18 protein-coding genes are annotated in these 21,245 nt (G+C 72.9%); 10 read left to right on the forward strand and 8 right to left on the reverse strand.

Going from position 1 to position 21,245, the window contains the following annotated elements; genetic code table 11:
* Nucleotides 1-88 precede the first annotated feature (88 nt).
* Nucleotides 89-1,486 carry a type VII secretion integral membrane protein EccD gene (gene eccD / locus ACIBMZ_RS00525; protein WP_396689753.1) on the forward strand — a complete coding sequence of 466 codons (1,398 nt, stop codon included), beginning with the start codon at nucleotides 89-91 and terminating at the stop codon, nucleotides 1,484-1,486.
* 25 nt (nucleotides 1,487-1,511) lie between these two features.
* Here eccD and ACIBMZ_RS00530 read toward each other — a convergent pair whose 3' ends face one another.
* Nucleotides 1,512-2,018: an inorganic diphosphatase gene (locus ACIBMZ_RS00530; RefSeq protein ID WP_350698623.1), complete on the reverse strand. Its 507-nt coding sequence runs from the start codon at nucleotides 2,016-2,018 to the stop codon at nucleotides 1,512-1,514.
* A gap of 541 nt (nucleotides 2,019-2,559) precedes the next feature.
* Between ACIBMZ_RS00530 and dacB the strand changes: the two genes are divergently transcribed.
* The 4 genes from dacB to ACIBMZ_RS00550 all read left to right on the forward strand — a co-directional run bounded on the left by dacB (nucleotide 2,560) and on the right by ACIBMZ_RS00550 (nucleotide 7,769).
* Nucleotides 2,560-3,978, forward strand: a complete 1,419-nt coding sequence (gene dacB / locus ACIBMZ_RS00535; protein WP_396690933.1) for a D-alanyl-D-alanine carboxypeptidase/D-alanyl-D-alanine-endopeptidase — start codon at nucleotides 2,560-2,562, stop codon at nucleotides 3,976-3,978.
* A 67-nt stretch (nucleotides 3,979-4,045) separates the two neighbouring features.
* Nucleotides 4,046-5,113, forward strand: coding sequence for a zinc-dependent metalloprotease (locus ACIBMZ_RS00540; RefSeq protein WP_396689755.1), 1,068 nt, complete (start codon nucleotides 4,046-4,048; stop codon nucleotides 5,111-5,113).
* A 2-nt stretch (nucleotides 5,114-5,115) separates the two neighbouring features.
* Nucleotides 5,116-6,138 carry a tRNA lysidine(34) synthetase TilS gene (gene tilS, locus ACIBMZ_RS00545; RefSeq protein ID WP_396689757.1) on the forward strand — a complete coding sequence of 341 codons (1,023 nt, stop codon included), beginning with the start codon at nucleotides 5,116-5,118 and terminating at the stop codon, nucleotides 6,136-6,138.
* Nucleotides 6,135-7,769, forward strand: coding sequence for a gamma-glutamyltransferase family protein (locus ACIBMZ_RS00550; RefSeq protein ID WP_396689759.1), 1,635 nt, complete (start codon nucleotides 6,135-6,137; stop codon nucleotides 7,767-7,769). Before tilS ends, ACIBMZ_RS00550 begins: the two co-directional genes overlap by 4 nt.
* Before the next feature lie 13 nt (nucleotides 7,770-7,782).
* On the opposite strand, the gene ACIBMZ_RS00555 is transcribed toward ACIBMZ_RS00550, so the two are convergent.
* Nucleotides 7,783-8,742: a GlxA family transcriptional regulator gene (locus ACIBMZ_RS00555; protein WP_396689761.1), complete on the reverse strand. Its 960-nt coding sequence runs from the start codon at nucleotides 8,740-8,742 to the stop codon at nucleotides 7,783-7,785.
* A gap of 149 nt (nucleotides 8,743-8,891) precedes the next feature.
* Here ACIBMZ_RS00555 and ACIBMZ_RS00560 point away from each other — a divergent pair, with 149 nt between their 5' ends.
* The 4 genes from ACIBMZ_RS00560 (at nucleotide 8,892) to folE (ending at nucleotide 12,774) form a co-directional block, all read left to right on the forward strand.
* Entirely contained in the window at nucleotides 8,892-9,029 is a 138-nt protein-coding gene (locus tag ACIBMZ_RS00560) for a hypothetical protein (RefSeq protein WP_396689763.1), read from the forward strand.
* Between the two features lie 99 nt (nucleotides 9,030-9,128).
* On the forward strand, nucleotides 9,129-9,704 hold the full coding sequence (gene hpt, locus ACIBMZ_RS00565; protein ID WP_013736289.1) for a hypoxanthine phosphoribosyltransferase: 576 nt from the start codon (nucleotides 9,129-9,131) through the stop codon (nucleotides 9,702-9,704).
* Nucleotides 9,705-10,045: 341 nt separating this feature from the next.
* Nucleotides 10,046-12,064, forward strand: coding sequence for an ATP-dependent zinc metalloprotease FtsH (ftsH, locus tag ACIBMZ_RS00570; protein ID WP_396689765.1), 2,019 nt, complete (start codon nucleotides 10,046-10,048; stop codon nucleotides 12,062-12,064).
* A 92-nt stretch (nucleotides 12,065-12,156) separates the two neighbouring features.
* Nucleotides 12,157-12,774, forward strand: coding sequence for a GTP cyclohydrolase I FolE (gene folE / locus ACIBMZ_RS00575; protein ID WP_117227356.1), 618 nt, complete (start codon nucleotides 12,157-12,159; stop codon nucleotides 12,772-12,774).
* A 64-nt stretch (nucleotides 12,775-12,838) separates the two neighbouring features.
* Here the strand turns inward: folE and ACIBMZ_RS00580 are convergent, their stop codons facing one another.
* Both ACIBMZ_RS00580 and ACIBMZ_RS00585 read right to left on the reverse strand, forming a co-directional pair.
* Nucleotides 12,839-13,561 carry a hypothetical protein gene (locus tag ACIBMZ_RS00580; RefSeq protein WP_396689767.1) on the reverse strand — a complete coding sequence of 241 codons (723 nt, stop codon included), beginning with the start codon at nucleotides 13,559-13,561 and terminating at the stop codon, nucleotides 12,839-12,841.
* Nucleotides 13,558-16,122: an FtsK/SpoIIIE domain-containing protein gene (locus ACIBMZ_RS00585; RefSeq protein ID WP_396689769.1), complete on the reverse strand. Its 2,565-nt coding sequence runs from the start codon at nucleotides 16,120-16,122 to the stop codon at nucleotides 13,558-13,560. Before ACIBMZ_RS00585 ends, ACIBMZ_RS00580 begins: the two co-directional genes overlap by 4 nt.
* A gap of 188 nt (nucleotides 16,123-16,310) precedes the next feature.
* Between ACIBMZ_RS00585 and ACIBMZ_RS00590 the strand changes: the two genes are divergently transcribed.
* The gene (locus ACIBMZ_RS00590) at nucleotides 16,311-16,877 is read left to right on the forward strand and encodes a hypothetical protein (protein WP_396689771.1); all 567 of its coding nucleotides are present in this window, start codon (nucleotides 16,311-16,313) and stop codon (nucleotides 16,875-16,877) included.
* Between the two features lie 4 nt (nucleotides 16,878-16,881).
* Here the strand turns inward: ACIBMZ_RS00590 and ACIBMZ_RS00595 are convergent, their stop codons facing one another.
* From ACIBMZ_RS00595 to ACIBMZ_RS00610, 4 genes are all read right to left on the reverse strand, one after another.
* Complete coding sequence (locus tag ACIBMZ_RS00595) at nucleotides 16,882-17,475, reverse strand: hypothetical protein (RefSeq protein ID WP_396689773.1); 594 nt, start codon at nucleotides 17,473-17,475, stop codon at nucleotides 16,882-16,884.
* A gap of 13 nt (nucleotides 17,476-17,488) precedes the next feature.
* Nucleotides 17,489-18,658, reverse strand: coding sequence for a M23 family metallopeptidase (locus ACIBMZ_RS00600; RefSeq protein ID WP_396689775.1), 1,170 nt, complete (start codon nucleotides 18,656-18,658; stop codon nucleotides 17,489-17,491).
* A gap of 79 nt (nucleotides 18,659-18,737) precedes the next feature.
* A complete protein-coding gene (locus tag ACIBMZ_RS00605) occupies nucleotides 18,738-19,292 on the reverse strand; it encodes a hypothetical protein (protein ID WP_396689777.1) in 555 nt (184 codons plus the stop codon).
* On the reverse strand, nucleotides 19,289-21,244 hold the full coding sequence (locus ACIBMZ_RS00610; protein ID WP_396689779.1) for an MFS transporter: 1,956 nt from the start codon (nucleotides 21,242-21,244) through the stop codon (nucleotides 19,289-19,291). The genes ACIBMZ_RS00605 and ACIBMZ_RS00610 overlap by 4 nt, the downstream gene beginning before the upstream one ends.
* Nucleotide 21,245 lies beyond the last annotated feature (1 nt).

Consider the following 21,245-nt stretch of genomic DNA (forward strand, 5'->3'; position numbering starts at 1 on the left):
GACGCACGGTGACCCGAGCCTGGCTCATGGTAGGTAAAGTCCTTCCGTCCGCGCAGGCCCGCACCTCGCTCGATATGGAGATGAGTCGATGACGATCGGGCTGGCCCGGGTCACCGTCAACTCGCCCCTGCGCCGGGTCGACGTGGCCCTGCCCGAGCAGGTTCCGCTCGTCGAGCTGCTGCCCGAGGTGCTCCGGCACGCCGGTGTCGGGCTCGCCGACGACGGCGAACGGCACGGCGGCTGGCTGCTGCGCCGCGCCGACGGCAGCACGCTCGCGACCGGGCAGGCGTTGCTCGCCCAGGGGGTCCGCGACGGTGAGGTGCTGCACCTGGTGCCGGGCCGCGCCGAGTGGCCGGAGCCCGAGTACGACGACGTGGTGGAGGCCATCGCCGACGGTGCACGACGGCGCGGTGCCCCCTGGTCACCCGAGGCCACCCGGCTCGCCGCGCTGACCGGTGCCGGAGTGCCGCTCGGCGTCGGCCTGGTCGCCCTGCTCGCCACCGGCCCCGGTGATCAGGCCACCCGGGCGGTGGCGACGTTGGTCGTGATCCTGCTGGTGCTGGCCGGGACGGTGTTCTCCCGAGCCCGGGGCGACGGCGCGGCCGGTGCCGTCCTCGGCGGGTACGCGCTGCCGTACGCCGCCGTGGCCGGTGCGCTCGCGGTCAGCTCGGGCGACCCGGTCGGTCCCCTCGCTCCGCTGCGCTGGGTCGGCGCGGAGGAGGCGTTGGCCGCGGCGGTGGCCCTGCTGCTGGCGTCGGTGCTCGGGCTGCTCGGCGTGGCCACCCGGCAACGGGTCTTCGTGGCCGGCGCGGTGGTCGGTGTGGTCGGCGTACCCGCCGCTCTCGGTGGCGTGCTGCTCGGCCCGGCCGGCGCGACGGCCGTCCTGCTCTGCGTGCTGGCCTTCGCGATCGGCGCGGTCCCGCTGCTGGCGATCCGGCTGGGCCGGGTGCCGCTGCCGCCGACCACCCTGCCCAGCGGTGCCGCCCACGACCTGGACCAGGCCCGTGACCTGCCTGATCGTGGCCGGGTCCACGCGGCGGTGGCCCGCACCGAGGAGATGCTGACCGGGATGCTGATCGGGCACGCGGTGCTGGCCGGCGCGGCCGGTCTGGTCCTCACCGCTACCGGCGGCGTCGCCGGCCGACTACTGGTCGTGGTGACCTCGACGGTGTTCCTGCTGCGCGCCCGGCTCTTCGCGGCGGTTCGGCACCGGGTGCCGCCGTTGTGTGCCGGCCTGGCCGGGTACGCGGCCCTCGGCACGGTGCTCGCCGTCGACGCCGACCTCGGCGCGCTGCTGCTCCCGGTCGGCGGCCTGCTGGCCGGTCTCACGGTCGTGGCGGCCGGCACCGGCTACGCCCACCGGCCGGTCTCGCCGTACGTCGGGCGGATCGCCGACCTCACCGACACCGCGCTGGTGATCTCCGTGGTGCCGGTCGCCTGCGCGGTGCTCGGACTCTACGACCGGGCCCGGGGACTGCTCGGCTGAGCGGTCCGACGGGCCCGTCGCGAGGTCAGTGCGTGGTCTCGCCGCGCTCCTCGGCGTCCTTGGCCCGCCGGTAGGAGGCCAGGATCTCGGTCTCGGCCTCGGTACGCCCCACCCAGGTCGCGCCCTCGACCGACTTGCCCGGCTCCAGGTCCTTGTAGACCTCGAAGAAGTGCTGGATCTCCAGCCGGTCGAACTCGCCGAGGTGGTGGATGTCGCGCAGGTGCTCCTGCCGGGGGTCCTCGTACGGCACGCAGAGGACCTTGTCGTCGCCGCCCTTCTCGTCCGTCATCCGGAACATGCCGATGGTGCGGCACCGGATCAGGCAGCCGGGGAAGGTGGGCTCGGGCACCAGCACGAGGGCGTCCAGGGGATCGCCGTCCGCGCCGAGGGTGCCCTCGATGAAGCCGTAGTCGGCCGGGTACTGGGTGGAGGTGAAGAGCGTGCGGTCCAGCCGGATCCGGCCGGTCACGTGGTCCACCTCGTACTTGTTGCGGTGACCCTTGGGGATCTCAACCGTGACGTCGAAATCCATTCGCACGCTCCCTCGTTCGCCCACGCTGGCCTGACGGAACCGGCGACCAGCCCGGACAGGCGATTGCTCGCCCACCGAGTCCGGCCGCCGCATAGTCTTCGGACCGAAGTAGTGTCACCCAGGCCGGTTTCCGGTGGGGGAGGAGGGGGTCGTGGGGAGGGAAGATTCACACTACCGTCCGGAGGGTGCCACCGAGGGTGGTACCGCGACACCGCCGGTCACACCGGCGACCGGGCGGGTGGTGGTGCCCGGCGCGCACCTGCTCCGGACACCGTCGCCGACACCTGCGGACCCCGCTGCGACGAGCCCGGCACCCGGTGCCACCCCATCCGCCTCCGTGCCCCAGGGCAGCGTGTCCGGCACGCCCGGCACCGAGGCCGGTCCGGTCGGTCGGGTGAGCGTTCCCGCCGCGTCCGTCGCGGTCCCGGCCGCCGACACGCCGTCCGGCCCGCAGGCTGACTCCGGTGCGGTGCCGCCGGCCCCACCCGGGAACACCGCCGCCCTGGCCGACCAGGGGACACCGTCTGCGCCGTCGTCCGCCCTGCGCCGACGATTGCCGCTGGTGCTCGCCGCCGTGCTGGCACTCGTGCTGGTCGGGGTGGGTGTGGTCGTGGTACGCCCCGGCCCGGTCGGTCAGTGGCTGGGCGACGACCCCGATTCGTCGGCGGTCGCCGAGTCGTCCGAGCCCGCGCCGGCCGCGGTGCTGGCCGCAGCCGACGTCGGCGCTCCCGTGCCCAGCGCCGACGGGATGCGTGCCGTGCTCGACCCGCTGCTCGGTGACCCCGCGCTCGGTGATCGGGTCCACCTCGCCGTGGCCGACGCCCTCACCGGGCAGTCGCTCTTCGACCGGGACGGCGCCGAGGCCACCGTGCCGGCGTCGGTGACGAAGTTGTTGACCGCGGTCACCGCGTTGACCGCCCGTGGCCCCGGCTACCGGATCCCGACTCGCGCGGTAGCCGGCGCCCAGCCCGGTGAGGTGGTCGTCGTCGGTGGCGGGGACCCGACGCTGACCGCCGGTGCCAAGGGCTTCTACCCCGGTGCGGCCAGCCTGGAAAACCTCGCCGAGCAGGTGCGTACCGCCCTGGGCGGCACCCCGCCGACCCGCGTGGTGGTCGACTCCTCGCTGTTCTCCGGGCCGGTCTTCGAGCCGGGTTGGGACGACGACATCCCCACCGGCGGCTACGGCAGCGCGATCACCGCGCTGATGCTCGACGGTGCCCGGAAGGACCCCAAGGCGGGGCGGGGGTGGGCCGAGCGGGTACCCGAGCCGGACCTCAGCGCCGGACGGGCCTTCGCCAAGCTGCTCGGCGTACCGGCCGCAGCGGTCGGCAAGGGCACCGCACCGGTGGCCCCGGTCGACGCGACCGGCACCACCGAACCCGGCACCGAGTTGGGCGTGGTGCACTCGCCACCGCTGCTCCGCCTGGTCGACGTCATGATCAGTGAGAGCGACAACATCGTCGCCGAGGCGCTGGCCCGCCAGGTCGCGCTGGCCCGCGGCCAGCCCGCGTCGTTCGCCGGTGCCGCCACGGCGATGGCCGAGATGGTGCCCGAACTGGGTCTGCCGGTGGACGGGCTGACGCTCGCCGACGGCAGCGGCCTGTCCCGGAGCAACCTGATCAGTCCGGCGCTGCTGACCGAGCTGCTGGCGCTCGCGGCCGGGCCGGACCGGCCCGAACTCGGCGGCATCTTCGCTGGACTGCCGGTCGGCGGCTGGTCCGGCACGCTGCGCGACCGCTACGGTTCGGCACCCGGCACGGACGCCGGGATGGGCGTGGTCCGCGCCAAGACCGGCACGCTGACCCGGGTACACGCCATCGCCGGAGTGGTGACCACCGCCGAGGGCCGGTTGCTCACCTTCGCGGTGCTCACCGACCAGGTGCCGCCGGACGGCATGGAACCCGCCCGGGTGGCGCTGGACCGGATCGCCGCGGCGCTCGCCACCTGCGGCTGCCCCTGACCCGGTGGGCCGGGTGCACCGGGCACGATCCGGGGACGGGTGTCGCGGCGCGGGTACGGTGGGTGGCATGGCGCAGTTCGTGGACTGGGATCTGGCCGCCGCTACCGCGGGGGCGCTGGGCAAGTCGGGCCCCCGGGTGTCGTACGCCGAGGCCACCGAGGTGGTCGCCGAGCTGCGCCGGCTGACCGACGAGGCGGCCGCGCACGTCGCCGACTACACCGGGCTGACGTCGCAGGTGGCCCATCCGCCGGTACGGGTGGTCGACCGGCGCGACTGGGCGGCGACCAACATCGCCGGTCTGCGCGAGGTGATCACTCCGCTGGTCGGTCGGCTCGCCGAGGACAAGCAGCCCGGCGCGTTCACCGAGGCGATCGGGTCACGGGTCACCGGGGTCCAGGCGGGAACCGTGCTGGCGTACCTGTCCGGGCGGGTGCTCGGTCAGTACGAGGTCTTCTCCGCCGACCCGGGGCAGCTCCTGCTCGTCGCGCCGAACATCGTCGAGGTGGAGCGGAAGCTGGGCGCCGAGCCACGTGACTTCCGGCTCTGGGTCTGCCTGCACGAGGTGACCCACCGGACGCAGTTCACCGCGGTGCCGTGGATGCGGGCGTACTTCCTGGGCGAGGTCCAGGCGTTCGTGGACGCCTCGCAGGGGGGCGAGCACCTGGTCGAGCGGCTGCGCCGGGGCGTGGGCACCCTCGCCGACGTGGTACGCAACCCGGAGAGCCGGGCCAGCGTGCTGGACATCGTGCAGACCCCGGGGCAGCGCGCCGTGCTGGACCGGCTGACCGCGCTGATGACGTTGCTGGAAGGGCACGCCGAGTTCGTGATGGACGGCGTCGGGCCGCAGGTCATCCCGAGTGTCGAGCGGATCCGGGCCGGGTTCGACCGACGCCGGGACGCCGGCAACCCGGTGGAGAAGGCGGTCCGCCGCCTGATCGGCCTCGACGTCAAGCTGCGGCAGTACGCCGAGGGCCGCAAGTTCGTCCATGCGGTGGTGGACCGGGTCGGGATGGCCGGCTTCAACCGGATCTTCGAGTCCCCGCTGACCCTGCCCCGCCTCTCCGAGCTGAGCGAACCGGACGCCTGGGTGGCCCGGGTGCACGGTCCGGTCGGGCCGAAGCCCCCCGCCGACTGAGCATGGCCCCACTCGCCCCGCCGGTCGCCGCGATCCGCGTCGCGGTCCGTCGCGCGCTGGCCGAGCTGACGGCGTCCGGGCCGGTGCTGGTGGCCTGCTCCGGCGGTGCCGACTCGCTCGCCCTGGCCGCCACCGCCGCGTTCGTGGTACCCCGGTCGGGACGGGCCGCCGGGCTGGTCACCGTCGACCACGGGTTGCAGCCCGGATCCGCCGAGCGCGCCGAGGCGGTCGCGGACTGGGCGCGGCAGAGCGGGCTGGCACCGGTGGAGGTGGTCCGGGTGCAGGTCACCGGCCGACCCGGTGGCCCGGAGGCCGCCGCCCGCGAGGCGCGCTACCAGGCGTTGGCCGAGGTCGCCGGCCGGTATGCGGCGGCGGCGGTGCTCACCGGGCACACCCGGGACGACCAGGCGGAGACGGTGCTGCTCGCGCTGGCCCGAGGTGCCGGCCCCCGTGGGCTGGCCGGGATGCCGGCGATCCGGCAACTGGCCGGGATGCCGCTGCTCCGGCCGCTGCTGGAGACCGGGCGGGAGCAGACCCGGGCGGTGTGCGCCGCGTTGGGCCTGACCCCGTGGGAGGACCCGCACAACACCGACCCGGCGTACGCCCGGTCCCGGGTACGGGCCGACGTGCTGCCCGCGCTGGTCGAGGCGCTCGGCCCGGCGGTGGTGGACAACCTGGCCCGGACCGCCCGGCTGGTCGCGGCGGACAACGCGGTGCTGGACGGGTTGGCCGTCGAGGCGCTGACCGCCGCCCGGCACCCCGACGGCGGGCTGGCCGCCAAGGCGCTGGCCGACCTCGCTCCCGCGCTGCGCAGCCGGGTGCTGCACACCTGGGCGCACGAGCTGGGCGCCGTACCCGCCGCCCTGTCGCACCGGCACGTCGCCGCGCTGGACAGGCTGGTCACCGACTGGCGGGGACAGGGCGCGGCGTACCTGCCCGGCGGGTTGCGGGTCCGCCGACACCGCGACCGCCTGCTGCCGGCGGACCCGACACCCGCGACGGACGACGGCGAGGTCGACACGTGACGTACCCCCGCAGGCCGCTGTTCGCCCCGCACGGCGCGGTGGCCACCAGCCACCCGCTGGCCACGGCGGCCGGGCTGGCCGTGCTGCGCCGGGGCGGCAACGCGGTCGACGCCGCCCTGGCCACCGCGACCACCCTGACCGTGGTGCAGCCGCCGTCCAACGACATCGGCGGTGACCTGTTCGCCATCGTCTGGGACGGCCACCGGCTGCACGGGCTGAACGCCTCCGGCCGGTCACCGTCCGCGCTGACCCGGGACGTGGTGCTGGCCGCCACCGACGGCCGGGGAGCCGAGCCCGTCGACGCGCTGGGCGGGGCGCAGGCCCGGGGCCCGGCGATGCCGGCCCGGGGCTGGCTGCCGGTGACCGTGCCCGGCGTGCCGGCGGGCTGGCGTGACCTGCACGACCGGTTCGGCTCGCTGCCCTTCGCCGACCTGTTCACCGACGCCATCGGGTACGCCGAGCACGGGCACCCGGTCTCCACCGGCACCGCCGAGACGTGGGCCCGAGCGGTCGCCGGACACGCCGGCCGCACCGGCGGGGAGTACGCCGAGTTCGCCCGGGTCTTCGCTCCGGACGGGCGGGCGCCCCGCCCCGGCGAGCGGTGGCGCAACCCGGACGCCGCGCGGACCCTGCGACTGATCGCGCGCAGCGGAGCCGAGGAGTTCTACCGGGGAGGGATCGCGGCGGCTCTGGCCGACCACGCGGCCCGGACCGGCGGGCTGCTCACCGGCGACGACCTGGCGGCGCACACCTCCACCTGGGTCGATCCGGTGGCGGTGGGCTACCGGGACCACGAGGTGTGGGAGCTGCCGCCGAACGGGCAGGGCGTGGCCGCCCTGATCGCCCTGGGTGTGCTGGACGGGCTCGACCCGGCCGACACGTCGTGGCGGCACCGGCAGATCGAGGCGGTCAAGCTCGGCTTCGCCGACGCGCACGCCCACGTCACCGACCCGGACCGGATGCGGCTGCCGATCCAGGCGCTGCTCTCCCCCGAGTACCTGGCCTCGCGCCGGTCCGCGATGACCGGGCAGGCCGCCGATCCGGTCGCCGGGATCCCGGAACGCGGCGGCACGGTGTACCTCTGCGCCGCCGACGCCGACGGGATGATGGTGAGCCTGATCCAATCCACCTATCTGGCCTTCGGCTCGCACGTGGTGCTGCCCGGACACGGCTTCGCCCTGCAGAACCGGGGTCTCGGCTTCCGCCTGGACGCCGGCCACCCCAACGTGGTGGGCCCGGCGAAGCGGCCGTTCCACACCATCATCCCCGGGTTCCTGACCCGCGCCGGTGCGCCGGTCGGGCCGTTCGGGGTGATGGGCGGACACATGCAGCCCCAGGGACACGTGCAGTTGATCTCGTCGACCGTGGACGCCGGTCTCGACCCGCAGGCGGCGCTGGACGCCCCGCGCTGGTACTGGCACGCAGGCCGGTCGCTGCTGGTGGAGGAGCCCCTGGCGGACGGGCCGGGCGGCGTCGAGCTCGTCGCCGACCTGCGCGCCCGGGGCCACCGGGTGACCGTCGCGGACGAGCCGGCCGTCTTCGGGTACGGGCAGGCGATCTGGCGTCGTCCCGACGGCGGCTACGTCGCCGGCTCGGAGTCCCGCGTCGACGGCACCGCCGGAGGCTTCTAGGCGGCGCGCCGAGTCAGCCCGTCGGGGCGCGGTCGCGGAACGTGGTGCGGTACTGGTGCGGGGTGGCGCCGACCCGGCGGGTGAAGTGGTGCCGCAGCGCTGCGGCGTCCCCGAAGCCGGCCCGTTCGGCGACCGCCTCCACCGACAGCCCGGTGTCCTCCAGCAGCCGTCGGGCCAGCAGCACCCGCTGGCCGGTCAGCCAGTCGTGCGGGGTGGTGCCGGTCTCCGCCCGGAACCGGCGGGCGAACGTCCGGGGCGCCATCCCCGCGCGGGCGGCCAGGTCGTCGACGGTGAGCTGCTGGTCGAGCCGTTCCATCAGCCACTCCAGCACCGGCTCCAGGGTGGGTGCCTCGGGTGCCTTCGGGATCGGCGCCTCGACGTACTGCGACTGGCCGCCGTCGCGGTGCGGCGGCACCACCATCCGCCGGGCCAGCCGGGTGGCGATGGCCGAGCCGTGCTCCTGGCGTACCAGGTGCAGGCAGGCGTCGATACCGGCGGCGGTGCCGGCGCTGGTGAGCAGCCGGTCGTCCTGCACGTAGAGCGAGTTGCAGCGGACCCGGGCGGTGGGGTTGCGTCGCTGCAACTCGTCGACGTGCCGCCAGTGCGTGGTGCACTCCCGGCCGTCGAGCAGCCCGGCCTCACCCAGCAGGTACGCCCCGGTGCAGACGCTGAACAGGTACGCCCCCCGGTCGGCGGCCCGCCGCAGCGCCTCGCGCACCTCGGCGGGCGCCTCGGTGCCGTGGTGCGCCGGCACGGCCACCAGGTCGGCCCGGTCGATCGGGCCGAGATCGGCGGTGGGCACCAGGCCGAAACCCGCGATGGTACGCACCGGGGCGCCCTGCGGGCTGCACAGGTCGAAGCGGTAGCCGGGCAGGTCGTCGGCGGTGCGGTCGGTGCCGAAGACCTCGGCGAGCACGCCGACTTCGAACGGGGCGACGCCGTCCAGGGTGAGTACCGCGACCGAGCGGAGCATGTGACGAGGGTAACCCGAGGGGTGGCGGAAAATCGAGGGTGAATGGCATTCCTGCCACTGTCGGGTGGGTGGGGCGTCCCGGAGACTGATGTCAAGCCCGGTGCACCGGCGGCGAGAACACCAGAAACCAGATGAAAGCGAGCGCCGCCATGGGATTCCTGTTCTTCCTCGTGTTCTTTCTGCTCCTCGCCCTGCTCTCGGCCGTCGGGCTGACCGCGGACAGCCGCGACTCGGCCGACTGGAAGCCGTCCGACGGCGGCCACCGCTGGCGATCCCACCCGTACTGAGGTGGTTCATACCCTTCGTCGGAAAGATCCGGGCCGGGGCCGTCCCGAAAGAGGCGGCCCCGCCGACGGCGAAGCCGGGGCGTACGGCAGGCTAGGGCCATGGCTGACGGCTCCTGGTACGACGCCGACATCGACCACGTGATCATCTCGGAGGCGCAGATCCGCGAGAAGACCGCGGAACTGGCAAAGCAGGTCTCCGCGGACTACGCCCACGTCACCGACGGGCTGCTGCTCGTCTGCGTGCTCAAGGGCGCGGTCATGTTCATGGCCGACTTCGCCCGGGCGCTGGGCCGCCAGGGACCTCCCGCCGAGCTCGACTTCATGGCCATCTCCTCCTACGGCCAGGGCACCACCTCCTCCGGCGTGGTCCGCATCCTCAAGGACCTCGACCGGGACATCGCCGGTCGGCACGTCGTCGTCGTGGAGGACATCGTCGACTCCGGGCTGACCCTGTCCTGGCTGCTGCGCTACCTGGAGTCACGGTCCGCGGCGAGCGTCGAGGTGGTCGCGCTGTTCCGCAAGCCGGACGCGGTCAAGGTGACGGTGCCGGTGAAGTACGTCGGCTTCGACATCCCGACGGAGTTCGTCGTCGGGTACGGCCTCGACTTCGGCGAGCGCTACCGCGAGCTGCCGTACGTCGGGGTGCTCAAGCCGGAGGTGTACGCGCGCTCCTGACCTCAGCCCCCGATCGGGGTGAGCGTCGGGTCCGGCGTCGCCGGTCCGGCCGACGTTCAGCCGACTTTCAGCTGGTCGGGCTACCGTGGACTCCGGTGACGGTGGGATCCGCTCTCCGTCACGCCGGTCGACATCCGGTTCGCCGTACGCGTAAGTGCTGGGCTCGCCAGCTCAGATCCGTCTCGTACGGTGTACCGTCGAATGACCGTGGCGCGACAGTTCGTGCCCCGGGGTCGAGGCCGGCCCGCACGGCGGCTCCGGCAGCCGCCCAAGCGGCGACACCCACAGTCGGTCAGGACGTCGATCAGGAGGATGCGGGCGTCTCGGCGCTCGACAACAGCATGGAACGTACGCGTTTCTTCCGCCGACCGGTGTTCTGGGTCATCCTGGTCATCCTCGGCGCCGTCGTGCTCAGTCAGTTGTTCACCGGTGGGCCCAGCTACCACCGCGTGGACACCTCAGTCGCGCTCGACCAGCTCAACAAGGGCGGCATCGAGAAGGTCGTCTTCCAGGACAAGGAACAGACGATCCAGTTGGACCTGGCCGAAGAGGCCGAGTTCGGCGAGACGAAGACCAAGCTGATCGAGGCCCAGTTCCCGTACGAGGTCGGTAACGAGGTCTGGAACCAGGTCCTCGACGCCAAGGCGAACAACCGGGTCACCGGGCCTGCCGACACGGAGGTGTCCTCCGACAGCATCTGGGTCAGCCTGCTGGTCAACCTGCTCCCCATCGTGCTGCTGGTGCTTCTGCTGCTGTTCTTCATGTCGCAGATGCAGGGCGGCGGCTCCCGGGTGCTCAACTTCGGCAAGTCCAAGGCGAAGATGATCACCAAGGACACCCCGAAGACGACCTTCGCGGACGTCGCGGGCTCCGAGGAGGCCGTCGAGGAGCTGCACGAGATCAAGGACTTCCTGCAGAACCCGGCAAAGTACCAGGCGCTCGGCGCGAAGATCCCGAAGGGCGTGCTCCTCTTCGGGCCGCCCGGAACCGGTAAGACGCTGCTCGCCCGGGCGGTCGCCGGTGAGGCGGGCGTGCCGTTCTACTCGATCTCCGGCTCCGACTTCGTGGAGATGTTCGTCGGTGTCGGCGCCAGCCGGGTCCGCGACCTGTTCGAGCAGGCCAAGGCCAACGCCCCGGCGATCGTCTTCGTCGACGAGATCGACGCCGTCGGTCGACACCGTGGCGCTGGCATGGGCGGCGGGCACGACGAGCGCGAGCAGACGCTGAACCAGCTCCTCGTCGAGATGGACGGCTTCGACGTCAAGGGCGGCGTCATCCTGATCGCCGCCACCAACCGGCCGGACATTCTCGACCCCGCGCTGCTGCGCCCGGGCCGCTTCGACCGGCAGATCCCGGTCGACGCCCCCGACATGGAGGGTCGCAAGGCCATCCTGCGGGTGCACGCCAAGGGCAAGCCGTTCACGCCCGACGTCGACCTCGACTCGGTGGCCAAGCGGACGCCGGGCTTCAGCGGCGCCGACCTGGCCAACGTGATCAACGAGGCGGCCCTGCTGACCGCCCGCAAGGACCAGCGGGCGATCAGCAACGAGTCGCTGGAGGAGTCGATCGACCGGGTGATCGCCGGCCCGCAGCGCCGGACCCGGGTGATGGGCGACCAGGAGAAGAAGATCACCGCGTACCACGAGGGTGGGCACGCGCTGGTCGCCTGGGCACTGCCGCACGCCGCGCCGGTGCACAAGGTGACGATCCTGTCGCGCGGTCGCTCGCTGGGGCACACGCTGGTGCTGCCCACCGAGGACAAGTACACCCAGACCCGGGCCGAGATGATCGACACCCTGGCGTACGCGCTGGGTGGCCGGGCCGCCGAGGAACTCGTCTTTCACGAGCCCACCACCGGTGCCGGCAACGACATCGAGAAGGCCACCGCGCTGGCCCGGGCGATGATCACGCAGTACGGCATGAGCTCCAAGCTCGGTGCGATCAAGTACGGCACCAGCGGTGACGAGCCGTTCCTCGGCCGCAACATGGGCCACGAGCGGGACTACTCCGACGCCGTCGCCGCCGAGATCGACGGCGAGATGCGGGCGCTGATCGAACTGGCCCACGACGAGGCCTGGGAGATCCTGGTCGAATACCGGGACGTCCTGGACAACATCGTGCTCGAGCTGATGGAGAAGGAGACCCTCTCCACCGCCGACATGGCCCGGATCTGCGCCCGGGTGGTGAAGCGTCCGCCGATGGCGCCGTACAACGGCTTCGGCAAGCGGCAGCCCTCCACCGAGCCGCCCGTGCTCACCCCGGCCGAGAAGGACGCGCTCAAGGTGCAGGCCGAGGCCGACGGCGCCCAGGCCACCACGGTCGGTGGCGTCAGCTCGAACAACTCGGACGGCCCGCACTGAGCACCGACGACACGGCGGCCGGTCCCCAGCCACGGGGATCGGCCGCCTCCGCAACCGAGCCCGACATCGACGATCTCGACGACCTCGACTACATCGCCGCCCGGCTGGTCAACGGCCGGCTCACCGGCCGCCCGGTCGAGGACACCATGGACCTCGGCCGGATCGAGAAGGCGGTCCGCGAGATCCTGATCGCGGTCGGCGAGAACCCGGACCGCGACGGCCTCCAGCAGACCCCGGCCCGGGTGGCCCGGGCGTACGCCGAGCTCTTCGCCGGCCTGCGGGTCGACCCGGCCACCGTGCTCACCACCACCTTCGAGGCCAACCACGAGGAACTCGTGCTGGTCCGGGACATCGACGTGATGAGCCTCTGCGAGCATCACCTGCTGCCGTTCCGGGGCAGCGCGCACATCGGCTACATCCCCGGGCCCGACGGTCGGATCACCGGCCTGTCCAAACTGGCCCGACTGGTCGAGGTCTTCGCGCGGCGTCCGCAGGTGCAGGAGCGGCTCACCTCCCAGATCGCCGACCTGCTGATGGAGCGGCTGGCGCCCCGGGGCGTGGTCGTCGTGCTGGAGTGCGAGCACATGTGCATGGCCATGCGCGGCATCCAGAAGTCCGGTGCCAAGACGATCACCTCGGCGGTACGCGGCACACTGCAACGGGACGCCAAGTCCCGCGCCGAGGCGATGGCGCTGATCATCCCGCGCTGAGCGGCTCGGGACGTCCCCGTCACGGGGATCGGCCGGGCACCGGTGTCCCCGGAGCCCGGCCCGCTCAGGCGGCCAGCATCGCCAGGACGATCCCGGCGGTGGCCACCACCGCCGGGACCAGGCAAACCAACGCGCCGAACCGAGGTGTCCGGTCCACCCGCTCACCCGGTCGAGGCGGAAAGAGCCGCCCCACCGCGAGCCAGCCCGCGCCGAACGCCACCGCCGGTGCCGGCAGCCCGACCACCAGAGCCAGCACCGCCACCGCGCCGCTGCCGGCCACCAGATACGCCACGACCTGGAACAGCGGCACCAGCAGCCCCAACGGCCCGTACAGCAGCAGGTTGCGCGGCCGGGCCGGCCAGTGAGCCGCCCCGGGCAGACCCCGGGCCGCCAGCACGTCGTCCGCACCATGCGCCCAGCGGTTCGCCTCCCGCAACGCGGCCAGCACCGCCCCCGATCCACCGGTCATCGAGCGGGTCGCCTCGGTCAGCTCCGGCGGCGACGGGACCAGCGACATCGGCGGTAGCCCCAACTCCCGGAGCTGGGCCTCCTGCGGTGCCAACCGGGTCCGTACCGCCGTCAACTCCTCGCGGGCCGCCTGGACCGTCCGCGCCTGCTCGCTGGCGGCGGTCGCCGCGTCCCGACGTACCCCGTCGAGCTGACGGGTCGCGGCCAGATAGTCGGCCCACGCCGCCGCCACCGGATCGGTGGCACCGGACGGCGACGTCCCGCCGGTCCGCTGCCGCACCGGCCCGGCGGCCGTGGTCGACGATCCGCTGCCCGTCACGCCGCCTCCCCGTCCACGTCATCCGGCACGTCGTACGGCACCAGCACCAGCCCACGCTCGGCCGGACCGTCCCAGAGCACCACCCGCCCGGGCCGGGGCCGCCACTCCACCGGCCGACCGAACACCGGCGTGAGCTGCGCCCCCGGCACACCCGCCACCGCCACCGCAGTCAGCTTGTCGACCGTCTCCTCCGGCCCGAGCAGCGCCGCGAACGACGGCACCGTGCGCCACCAACCGAGCAGGTGCTGCCCCGCCGGAGGGCCCTCCCGCAGCAGCGCCCGCAGCCGATCCGGTGGCAACTGCTCGGGCGGCGCCACGTCCAACCCGAACACCACCAGATAGGCCGGCTTCCCGGCGTCCACGACCGCGAGCAACCCGGCCAGGTCCACCGTCTCCACCGGATGTCGGTCCGCCAGTTCCCGCGCCAGGTCGTCGGCGGACGACCGCGACTCGGCATCCGGCACGGCGATCACGAAGCGGGCCGTCCCCTGCGGGTGGTGCGTGGCCGTGGTCCGGGCGGCCGTGACCAACAGCCGGGTCGCCTCCGGGCGCGGCCCGAGGACGGCGAGGTTGCGCCCGGCGGCCGGACCGAGCGGCACGGCCACCGTGCTCCGGGCCACCTCCACCGCCCGCCCGAGCAGCGCCGCCGGTGCCAACGCCTGCCCGGACTCGGCCGACCGGTGCCGTGGATCGTTACGCAACGAGGGGTACGCGAACCCGGCGAAGACCACCGGCGGCACGCTGCCCTCCGGACGCGCCTGCCAGAGACGATGCCGCAGACCCTCCACGACGTCCGGTTCGTCCTGCGGATCGGGGAACCGGACCATCCGCTCGTGGCCCCGGATCGCGCCACGCGGACCACCCAGCCCCCCGGCCGTGTTCACCACCGCGCTGCCCACCGGCAGCCCCGCTGCCGAGTCGTTGGTCGGCTCCAGCACCGGCCCGCCGCCCGGCAGCGCCACCCGCACCGGGAACTGGCCGAGCAGCGAGTCCCGCTGCCCACCGTCGCGTACGCCCAGCCCCAGATCGCCCTCGCCGGCCAACACCAGATGCACCCCGTACGCGCGGCCCGCCCGGGTCAGCGCGTCCAACCGGGCCACCACGTCGGCGGCCAACCGGTCCCGTTCGGCGAAGAGCAGCGGCAGGTTCTCCACCACGCAGACCACCCGGGGCAACCGGCGGTGCCGCCGCAGCTCGGCGAAACGTTGCCCACCCGCGCGGGTCGCCGCCTCGGACCGCCGGTGCACCTCCGCCGTCAACTGCTCCAGCAGGTCCAGCACGTACTCCCGGTCGGCGGCCATCGCCGCGGCCCGCACCTGCGGCACCCAGGACCGGTCCCGCTCGGTCTGCAGGAACTCCGCGAAGGACTCGCCCGCACCGAGGTCGACCAGGTACAGCTCCAGTTCCTCCGGGCCGTACCGGGCGGCGAGACCCAGCAGCGCCGTGGTCAGGAACGTGGCGCGACAGATCCGGGACCGGCCGCTGACCAGCCAGTGTGGCGTCAACTCGGTGAAGCCCAGAGGCACCGGACGCCCACCGGCGTCCCCGACCGTGGTGCTCAGCCCGTCGGAAGCGTCCACCTGCCACAACTCGTCGTCGTGCGGCGGCAGCAGGCCCGACAGGGACAACCGGGTACCGGCCTCGATCTGCGCGGCGAGCCGGCGGCAGACGGTGTCGACCAACTCGGCCGGCGGATCCGGCTCGACGAACACCGGCGAGTTCAACCCGCCCGGCGAGCCGGTGCCCGCGCTCGTGAACGGTGCCCCGGGCGGGTCGCCCAGCAGCGCGTACGCGGTGCGGACGGAGAGCGCCGTGGCCCGGGGCAGCGGAGCACGTCCGGCCGCCGGCCAGCCGGCGACCACCAGGTGCAGCCCGGCGGCCGGCCCCTGCTCGGCAAGCGCCTCGATCCGCGCCAGTTCGGTCGCCCCGGCGCCGTCCGGCAGGGCCGCGACCACCAACAACATCGACCGGTCGTGCCGACGGGTACCCGAGGCCCCCGGCGTCACCCACCGTTCCGCATCGGCCAACACCGCCCGCAGACCGTCGACGGTCGTGGCCGACGGCGAGAGCACCCCGGCGTCACCGAGCGCCCCGAACGGCCCGAGCACCCCATCCGTCGCGTCCACCGCCCGCACCAGCAGCGCCCCCGCCGGGGTCGCCGCCACCAAGCGGAGCAGCACGGCCCGCAGCAACCCGGCCACCCGAGGATCGTGCGCGTCGACGTCGACGGCCAGATGCCCCGTGCCGACCAGCGGGATCAGCGCGGGGAAGCGGGCATCGTCCAGTGGCGCGGCGGTGCCCACCCGGACGAAGGACGGCGGACCCTCCCCGGCGGGACAGTTCGACGCGATCTCGTCGAGCGCGGCACCGGCCCAGCCGGGCGCGAGAATCTGTGCGGCGCCGCGCAGCCGCTCGGCGAGCGCGTACTGGCGGCGCTGGTCGGCGGGAGCGGGCCGGGTCTCGTCGAGGACCACTGCCGCCGCTGTGACCGTCGCGGCAGCTCGGCGGTGCAGCGTGGCGGCGCGGAGCGTCCGTGCCTTCGGACCGCCCACCGAGTCCACCTCCTCCGCCCGAGTTCGGCACCAGATCCCGGGCAGAGTCGACGGTATCCCAGCCGCAGCGCCTCCTCGGGGATGCGCGGCGACGCAGCGCCGGTGTTGTCGTGGATCTCACCGGACGGGAGTGGTCCGTCACGATCTGCTGAATCTGGGGCATTGGGTCCACAGCGTCCAGCCGTTAGCCTCAGGGGGTGGAATCAGTGCCGCCCCCCGCCGGTTCCCAGGTCTCCCGCGTACCGGCGCAACGGACCCCGCCGGAGGATCTGGCGCCGCCCTCGACCGCGCCGGCGCCACCCCAGCCTCGGCGGCGGCTGCGGAAGGTACTGATGGTGATCACCGGAGCGGTGGCGGCACTCTGCCTGACAGGCGGAATAACCGGCTTCGTCCTATACGACCGCGCCACCACTCCCGACCGCAGTACACCTGCGGCGGTGGTGGACAACTATCTCCGCGCGTTTCTGGTCGACAAGAACGATGTCCGTGCGGATCTATTCACTTGCGACGGCGGCACAAACCTGGAGCAGTTGGGCGATCTTAGAAGCGACCTCGGCGCTCGCGAGGAGCGCTTCGGAACCGCGCTGTGGGTCAGCTGGGAGGAGCTTCAGGTCACCAAGAATGGCAACAACGCCGAGGTTCGTGTTGATGTCACCTTCTCCGCACAGGTCGATGGCCTTAGACAAACCGACCGCCAGTCATGGATGTTTGCTACTCAGCTGCGTGATGATTGGCGCGTCTGTTCAGCAGTGCCAGAAGGCTGAGCTCCTATTCGACCCACAACAGATGTACGGGCACTTCCAGTGTGGTTGGAGACTGGCCGCGCCAGGCCCAGCGGTACCACTCCAGCTCGGGCGCGACGCGTACGCAGATGTCGCCTTCGGCACCGGAGTAGGTCTCGGTGACGGCCCGCAGGTCGCGGTGCTCGACGGTGTCGACCATGTGTACGACGCGTCGGCCGGTGACCGCGTCCGCTTCGAACACCGGGGTGGGGGCCCGGTGAGCCGGTGCGTCCAGCGAAACGAGCCGTAGACTGCCGTCCTCGGTGGAGGGGGCGCGTGTGCCCACCGTCTCGACCCAGACCCGCTCGACCGGTACCAGTGGTGCGAAGACCTCCACCTGATCGGACTCGGCGCGGTACCACTCGTGCTCGGGGATCACCGGCACGTAGGTGCGGCTGTTCTGCACCACCCGCTCGTCGGCCCGCAGGTCGGCGCGCCACCCGAGGCCGGGCAACCCGACCAGGACGCGTTGCCCGCGAAGCTCGACGCGGCCGGTGGCAGGCACGATCTCGATCGGGCGGGGTGGTCGTGGTGCCCAGTCCGGCTGATCGGCGAAGGGGTCGGGCAGTGGTCCGGTCATGACGGCGGGCGTCTCACCCCGCGCCCTTGAGCGGCGCGCCCTTGGACCGCATGAAGGGCACCGGGTCGATGGCCCCCCGACTGCTCCGGTCACTGTCGACGTGCACCTCGAAGTGCAGGTGCGGTCCGGAGGAGTTGCCGCTGCTGCCCACCTCGCCGATCACCTCGCCGGCCTGCACGGTGTCCCCGACCTGGACCCGGGGACGACTGACCAGGTGACAGTACCGGGTGATGAAACCCTGGGCGTGCAGCACGTCCACGAACCAGCCGCAGCCGCCCTTGCCCGGCCAGCCGTCCACATTGCAGCTCAGTCGGCCGCGCCGGTCCGGGTCGCAGCGGGAGACGATGACGCGACCGGTGGCCGCGACCCTGATCAGGGTGCCCTTCGGTGCGGCGATGTCCACCCCGTTGTGCCCGGGCCGACTGGCCGTCCGGAAACCGGAGCCCACGCCGCCGGGGATCGGTGCGGTCCAGCCGGAGGCGGCGATGTCGCCGGAGGCGGCCGCGTCGCAGACCTGTTGGCCGGCGATCAGCGCCGACCGCGCGGCGCCACCGGCGAGCGCGTCGACGATGCGCGAGGCCAGTTCCTCGTGCTTGGCGTACGCGTCGGGGAAGGCGCTGATCTGGACCCGCTGGGCGGCCACGGTCAGCGGCAGCTTCTCCCAGTCGGGCACGTCCACGAGCTTCTCGTAGAACTTGCGGGATGCGTACGCCGGGTTCATCCGCTGCCGGACCGATCCCCACGAGGCGCGCTGCTGGAACAGACCGACCGAGTCGTGGTCGGCGCCGACGCCTTCGTTGGGGATGTCCTGCGATTCGGCGACCGTTCGGTTGGCCAGGTTGAGCAGCCGCGACTCCTGCATTGCGGTCGCCACGGCGACCACCCAGCCCCGGGCCGGCACCTTCATCTCCTGACCGACCTTGATGATCGCCGCAGCGTTGCGCATCTGTCGTTCCCCGTAGTCGGAGAAGCGGGGCATCTTGCCGGTGACGTCGACCTCGAACTCTCCGGTGCACTCCATGCTGACCGGGTCGATCTGCTCGGCGGACTCGCCGCCCAGCTCGCTGAGGAAGAAGGCACCGGCACCACCCGTGCAGCAGAGCAAGGCGAGCGCGGCGGTGAGCGCCGCGGCGAGCGCGCCCACCCGGACCGGCCGACGACGCGGACTGTTCTCGCTGCTCATGACGGCGCTCCGCTGCTGCGCTCCGCGCCACCGTCATACACGACCGCACGGCACCGCTGACTCACTCGCCGACGCTCGCTCATGCCCGCTCCCAGTCCACGGCGTCCACCAACCATCGCCCGTCCGGCGCCACCAGTTCGAGCCTCAGCCGCCCCGTGTCGAGCGTGACCAGTGCCTCCACGAAGGTCTCACTCCGAGGGCGCACGGTCACCTCCTCGGTCACCTCTCCGGCGGGCACACCCGCGGGATCCGCGCCGGCGAGCTTGTCGAGGAGCGCCGGGGTGGCGAACGGGCGTAGCTCCTGTTGCCACTGCTCCGCAGACTGGCCGGGCTGCCCGAGCCAGGCGGTCGTGAAGCGTTCCGCGATCCGTTCCGGCGTGGGCTCGCCGGAACGGGTGACCGGCGACGGTGTCGTGGTCGTCGAGATCGCGCCGTCGTCACCGGTGGTCGGGTGCACCGTCGTGATCGGAGCCGGCGGGCGGTTGCGCAGTCCGGCCGAGTCGTCCGGACCGGACACCACCCTGGCGACCCCGACCACGCCGATCACCAGGACCGCGATGCCGAGCGCGACGCCAAGCCGGGACCGCAACAACCGGGTGAAGACGAACTCGACCGCGCGCCGCACGACGCTCACCGGGCCTCGGACCGAACCCGCGGCGTCACCTTCTCGGGTGCACGCTCAGCCGAGCCCGGACGGTAGATGGCGAACGACGGGTTCTCCTCGGGTACGTCCGGCTGAGTCCAGGAGGCGGGCTGGCGACGGCGTGGCCGGGGCGCCGCGGGCCGCCCCTCGGGACGCGGCTCATCCACCGGGCCGGGCGTGCCCTTGGGCTCCCGTCCGTCCGGGCGCTGCGGTGCGTCCGGACGTTGCGGAGCATTCGGGCCGCCGGTGGGTACCGGGTCCGGCCGGGCCTCCGGGCGCACCTTCGGCTGCTCTGGCGCGAGGGCTCGGCGCCGTCCCATGCCCGGTTCGGTGGTCCCGCCCGGCTCGGCCACGTCGAGCCGGGCGGCGGTCCGCATGTCGCGGAAGAACCGTCGGTGCCAGGATCCGGCGGAACTGACCGCCTCGCTGCTGTCCTTACCGCCCAACTGGGTGATCCGCCGGTACGGGCGCAGCAGCAGCCAACCGACCACTCCGCACAGCCAGACCAGGACCACCTGCAGCCAGCCCGGCAGCGTGGCGGTACTCATGATGAGGTCGACCGCGAAGAGGTAGATGGCGGCGCCCGTGCCGAAGATCGCGATGTTGAAGAGGGCCGCCACCACCGCGTTGCCGAGGCGACGCAGGCCGGCGCTGGCCGGACGGAGCAGGCCGATCGTACCCAGGATGGGTGCGGCGATCACCGCCCACCGGAAGATCAGGAAGCCGAGCAGGACGAGTAGTGAAGCGGTCAGGTCGAACATCGCGAAGAGCAGGGCGGCCAGTACGGCGATGAAGCCCGCGCCGACCCGGTCCATGTCCCGGACGCCCTGCAGGTACTCGAACGCCTCCGGATCCTCCCGCTCGATCTGCGCCGCGACGGTCATCCACTGCTGCTTCTTGGCGGCGATGGTGGCATCACGGGTCTCAGGACTAGTGCGGATCTTCTCCGCCTCTCCCCAGGACAGCGACTTGGCGTCGTACAGCGCCGCACCGTACTTGCGGGCGGTCTCACTGTCGGCCGAGCCGAGGGCACCACGCAACCAGTTGCGGTAGAGCATCGCCTCGGCAGCCGTGTCACTCGCACGGACGGCAGGAGGACGTTTGTCCGTGCAGGCGTCCGGGTTGGGCATGACGCACCGGTCGGGCGGCACGTCCTTGGACGCCGGGCCGACGGCGTCGTGTACGACGCCGAGTGTGGAGACGAGGGCGCCGTCGGCGAGGTTGGCGGACTTGACCGGCCAGGCGGCCAGCGCGGTCACCGCGATCATCACCACCAATGCCCACCCCGCAGTGGTCATGGCGCTGCTCATGTCCGACTGGCGGGACCGCCAGAGCAGGTAGAGCCCCACGACGCAGAGCGTGACGATGCCGAAGACGCTGAACACCTTCTGGTAGATCGCCTTGGTCGCCTGATCTACCAGGGGATCGGCCCAACCCCACATCGTTCCCGGCTCCCAGGCGCGCTCCCGCAGCGCGTTCGAGGCGCCGATGATCGCCGTGGCCATCATGAACTCGCCGTTGGCGACGGTGTTGGTGAACTTGTAGTCCGGGTGCAGCAGTGTGGTGGCACATCCCGACTCGACCTTGTACGTGCTGTAGCTGTAGCCGGCGTAGCCGTAGTCGGTGTAGTACCCCTTGGGGCCGGGCAGCTTGGATGCCTCGGGGCGGGAGGCGAACCAGCCGGCCATGCCGGAGTCCGGTGCGGTCGGGGTCGGGGGGTTCAGGCAGGTGGCCTCTGTCTCCGCGACCTGCTGGAGCTTCGCGACACAGGCCCGGAAGTCGACCTGCCACTCCTGCACCGTGCAGAGGTCGGTGGGCGCCTGGTACGCGACCGGGGCGGCGTACGCGGGTGTGGCGGTGAGCCCGGGCCAACTGATCGTGGCTCCGGCGAGGACGCCGAGTGCCAGCAGGAACGCCGTGATCCTTGCCCGGGCCCTCGCCATG

The sequence above is a fragment of the Micromonospora sp. NPDC049900 genome (assembly GCF_044461025.1).
Lineage (GTDB): Bacteria > Actinomycetota > Actinomycetes > Mycobacteriales > Micromonosporaceae > Micromonospora.

What these genes read in the sequence shown, in the direction of transcription:
- eccD (WP_396689753.1), top strand. Translation starts at nt 89, where the DNA reads ATGACGATCGGGCTGGCCCGGGTCACCGTCAACTCGCCCCTGCGCCGG.
- ACIBMZ_RS00530 (WP_350698623.1), bottom strand. Translation starts at nt 2,018, where the DNA reads ATGGATTTCGACGTCACGGTTGAGATCCCCAAGGGTCACCGCAACAAG.
- ACIBMZ_RS00540 (WP_396689755.1), top strand. Translation starts at nt 4,046, where the DNA reads ATGGCGCAGTTCGTGGACTGGGATCTGGCCGCCGCTACCGCGGGGGCG.
- tilS (WP_396689757.1), top strand. Translation starts at nt 5,116, where the DNA reads ATGGCCCCACTCGCCCCGCCGGTCGCCGCGATCCGCGTCGCGGTCCGT.
- ACIBMZ_RS00555 (WP_396689761.1), bottom strand. Translation starts at nt 8,742, where the DNA reads ATGCTCCGCTCGGTCGCGGTACTCACCCTGGACGGCGTCGCCCCGTTC.
- ACIBMZ_RS00560 (WP_396689763.1), top strand. Translation starts at nt 8,892, where the DNA reads ATGGGATTCCTGTTCTTCCTCGTGTTCTTTCTGCTCCTCGCCCTGCTC.
- hpt (WP_013736289.1), top strand. Translation starts at nt 9,129, where the DNA reads ATGGCTGACGGCTCCTGGTACGACGCCGACATCGACCACGTGATCATC.
- ftsH (WP_396689765.1), top strand. Translation starts at nt 10,046, where the DNA reads ATGGAACGTACGCGTTTCTTCCGCCGACCGGTGTTCTGGGTCATCCTG.
- ACIBMZ_RS00595 (WP_396689773.1), bottom strand. Translation starts at nt 17,475, where the DNA reads ATGACCGGACCACTGCCCGACCCCTTCGCCGATCAGCCGGACTGGGCA.
- ACIBMZ_RS00600 (WP_396689775.1), bottom strand. Translation starts at nt 18,658, where the DNA reads ATGAGCAGCGAGAACAGTCCGCGTCGTCGGCCGGTCCGGGTGGGCGCG.
- ACIBMZ_RS00610 (WP_396689779.1), bottom strand. Translation starts at nt 21,244, where the DNA reads ATGGCGAGGGCCCGGGCAAGGATCACGGCGTTCCTGCTGGCACTCGGC.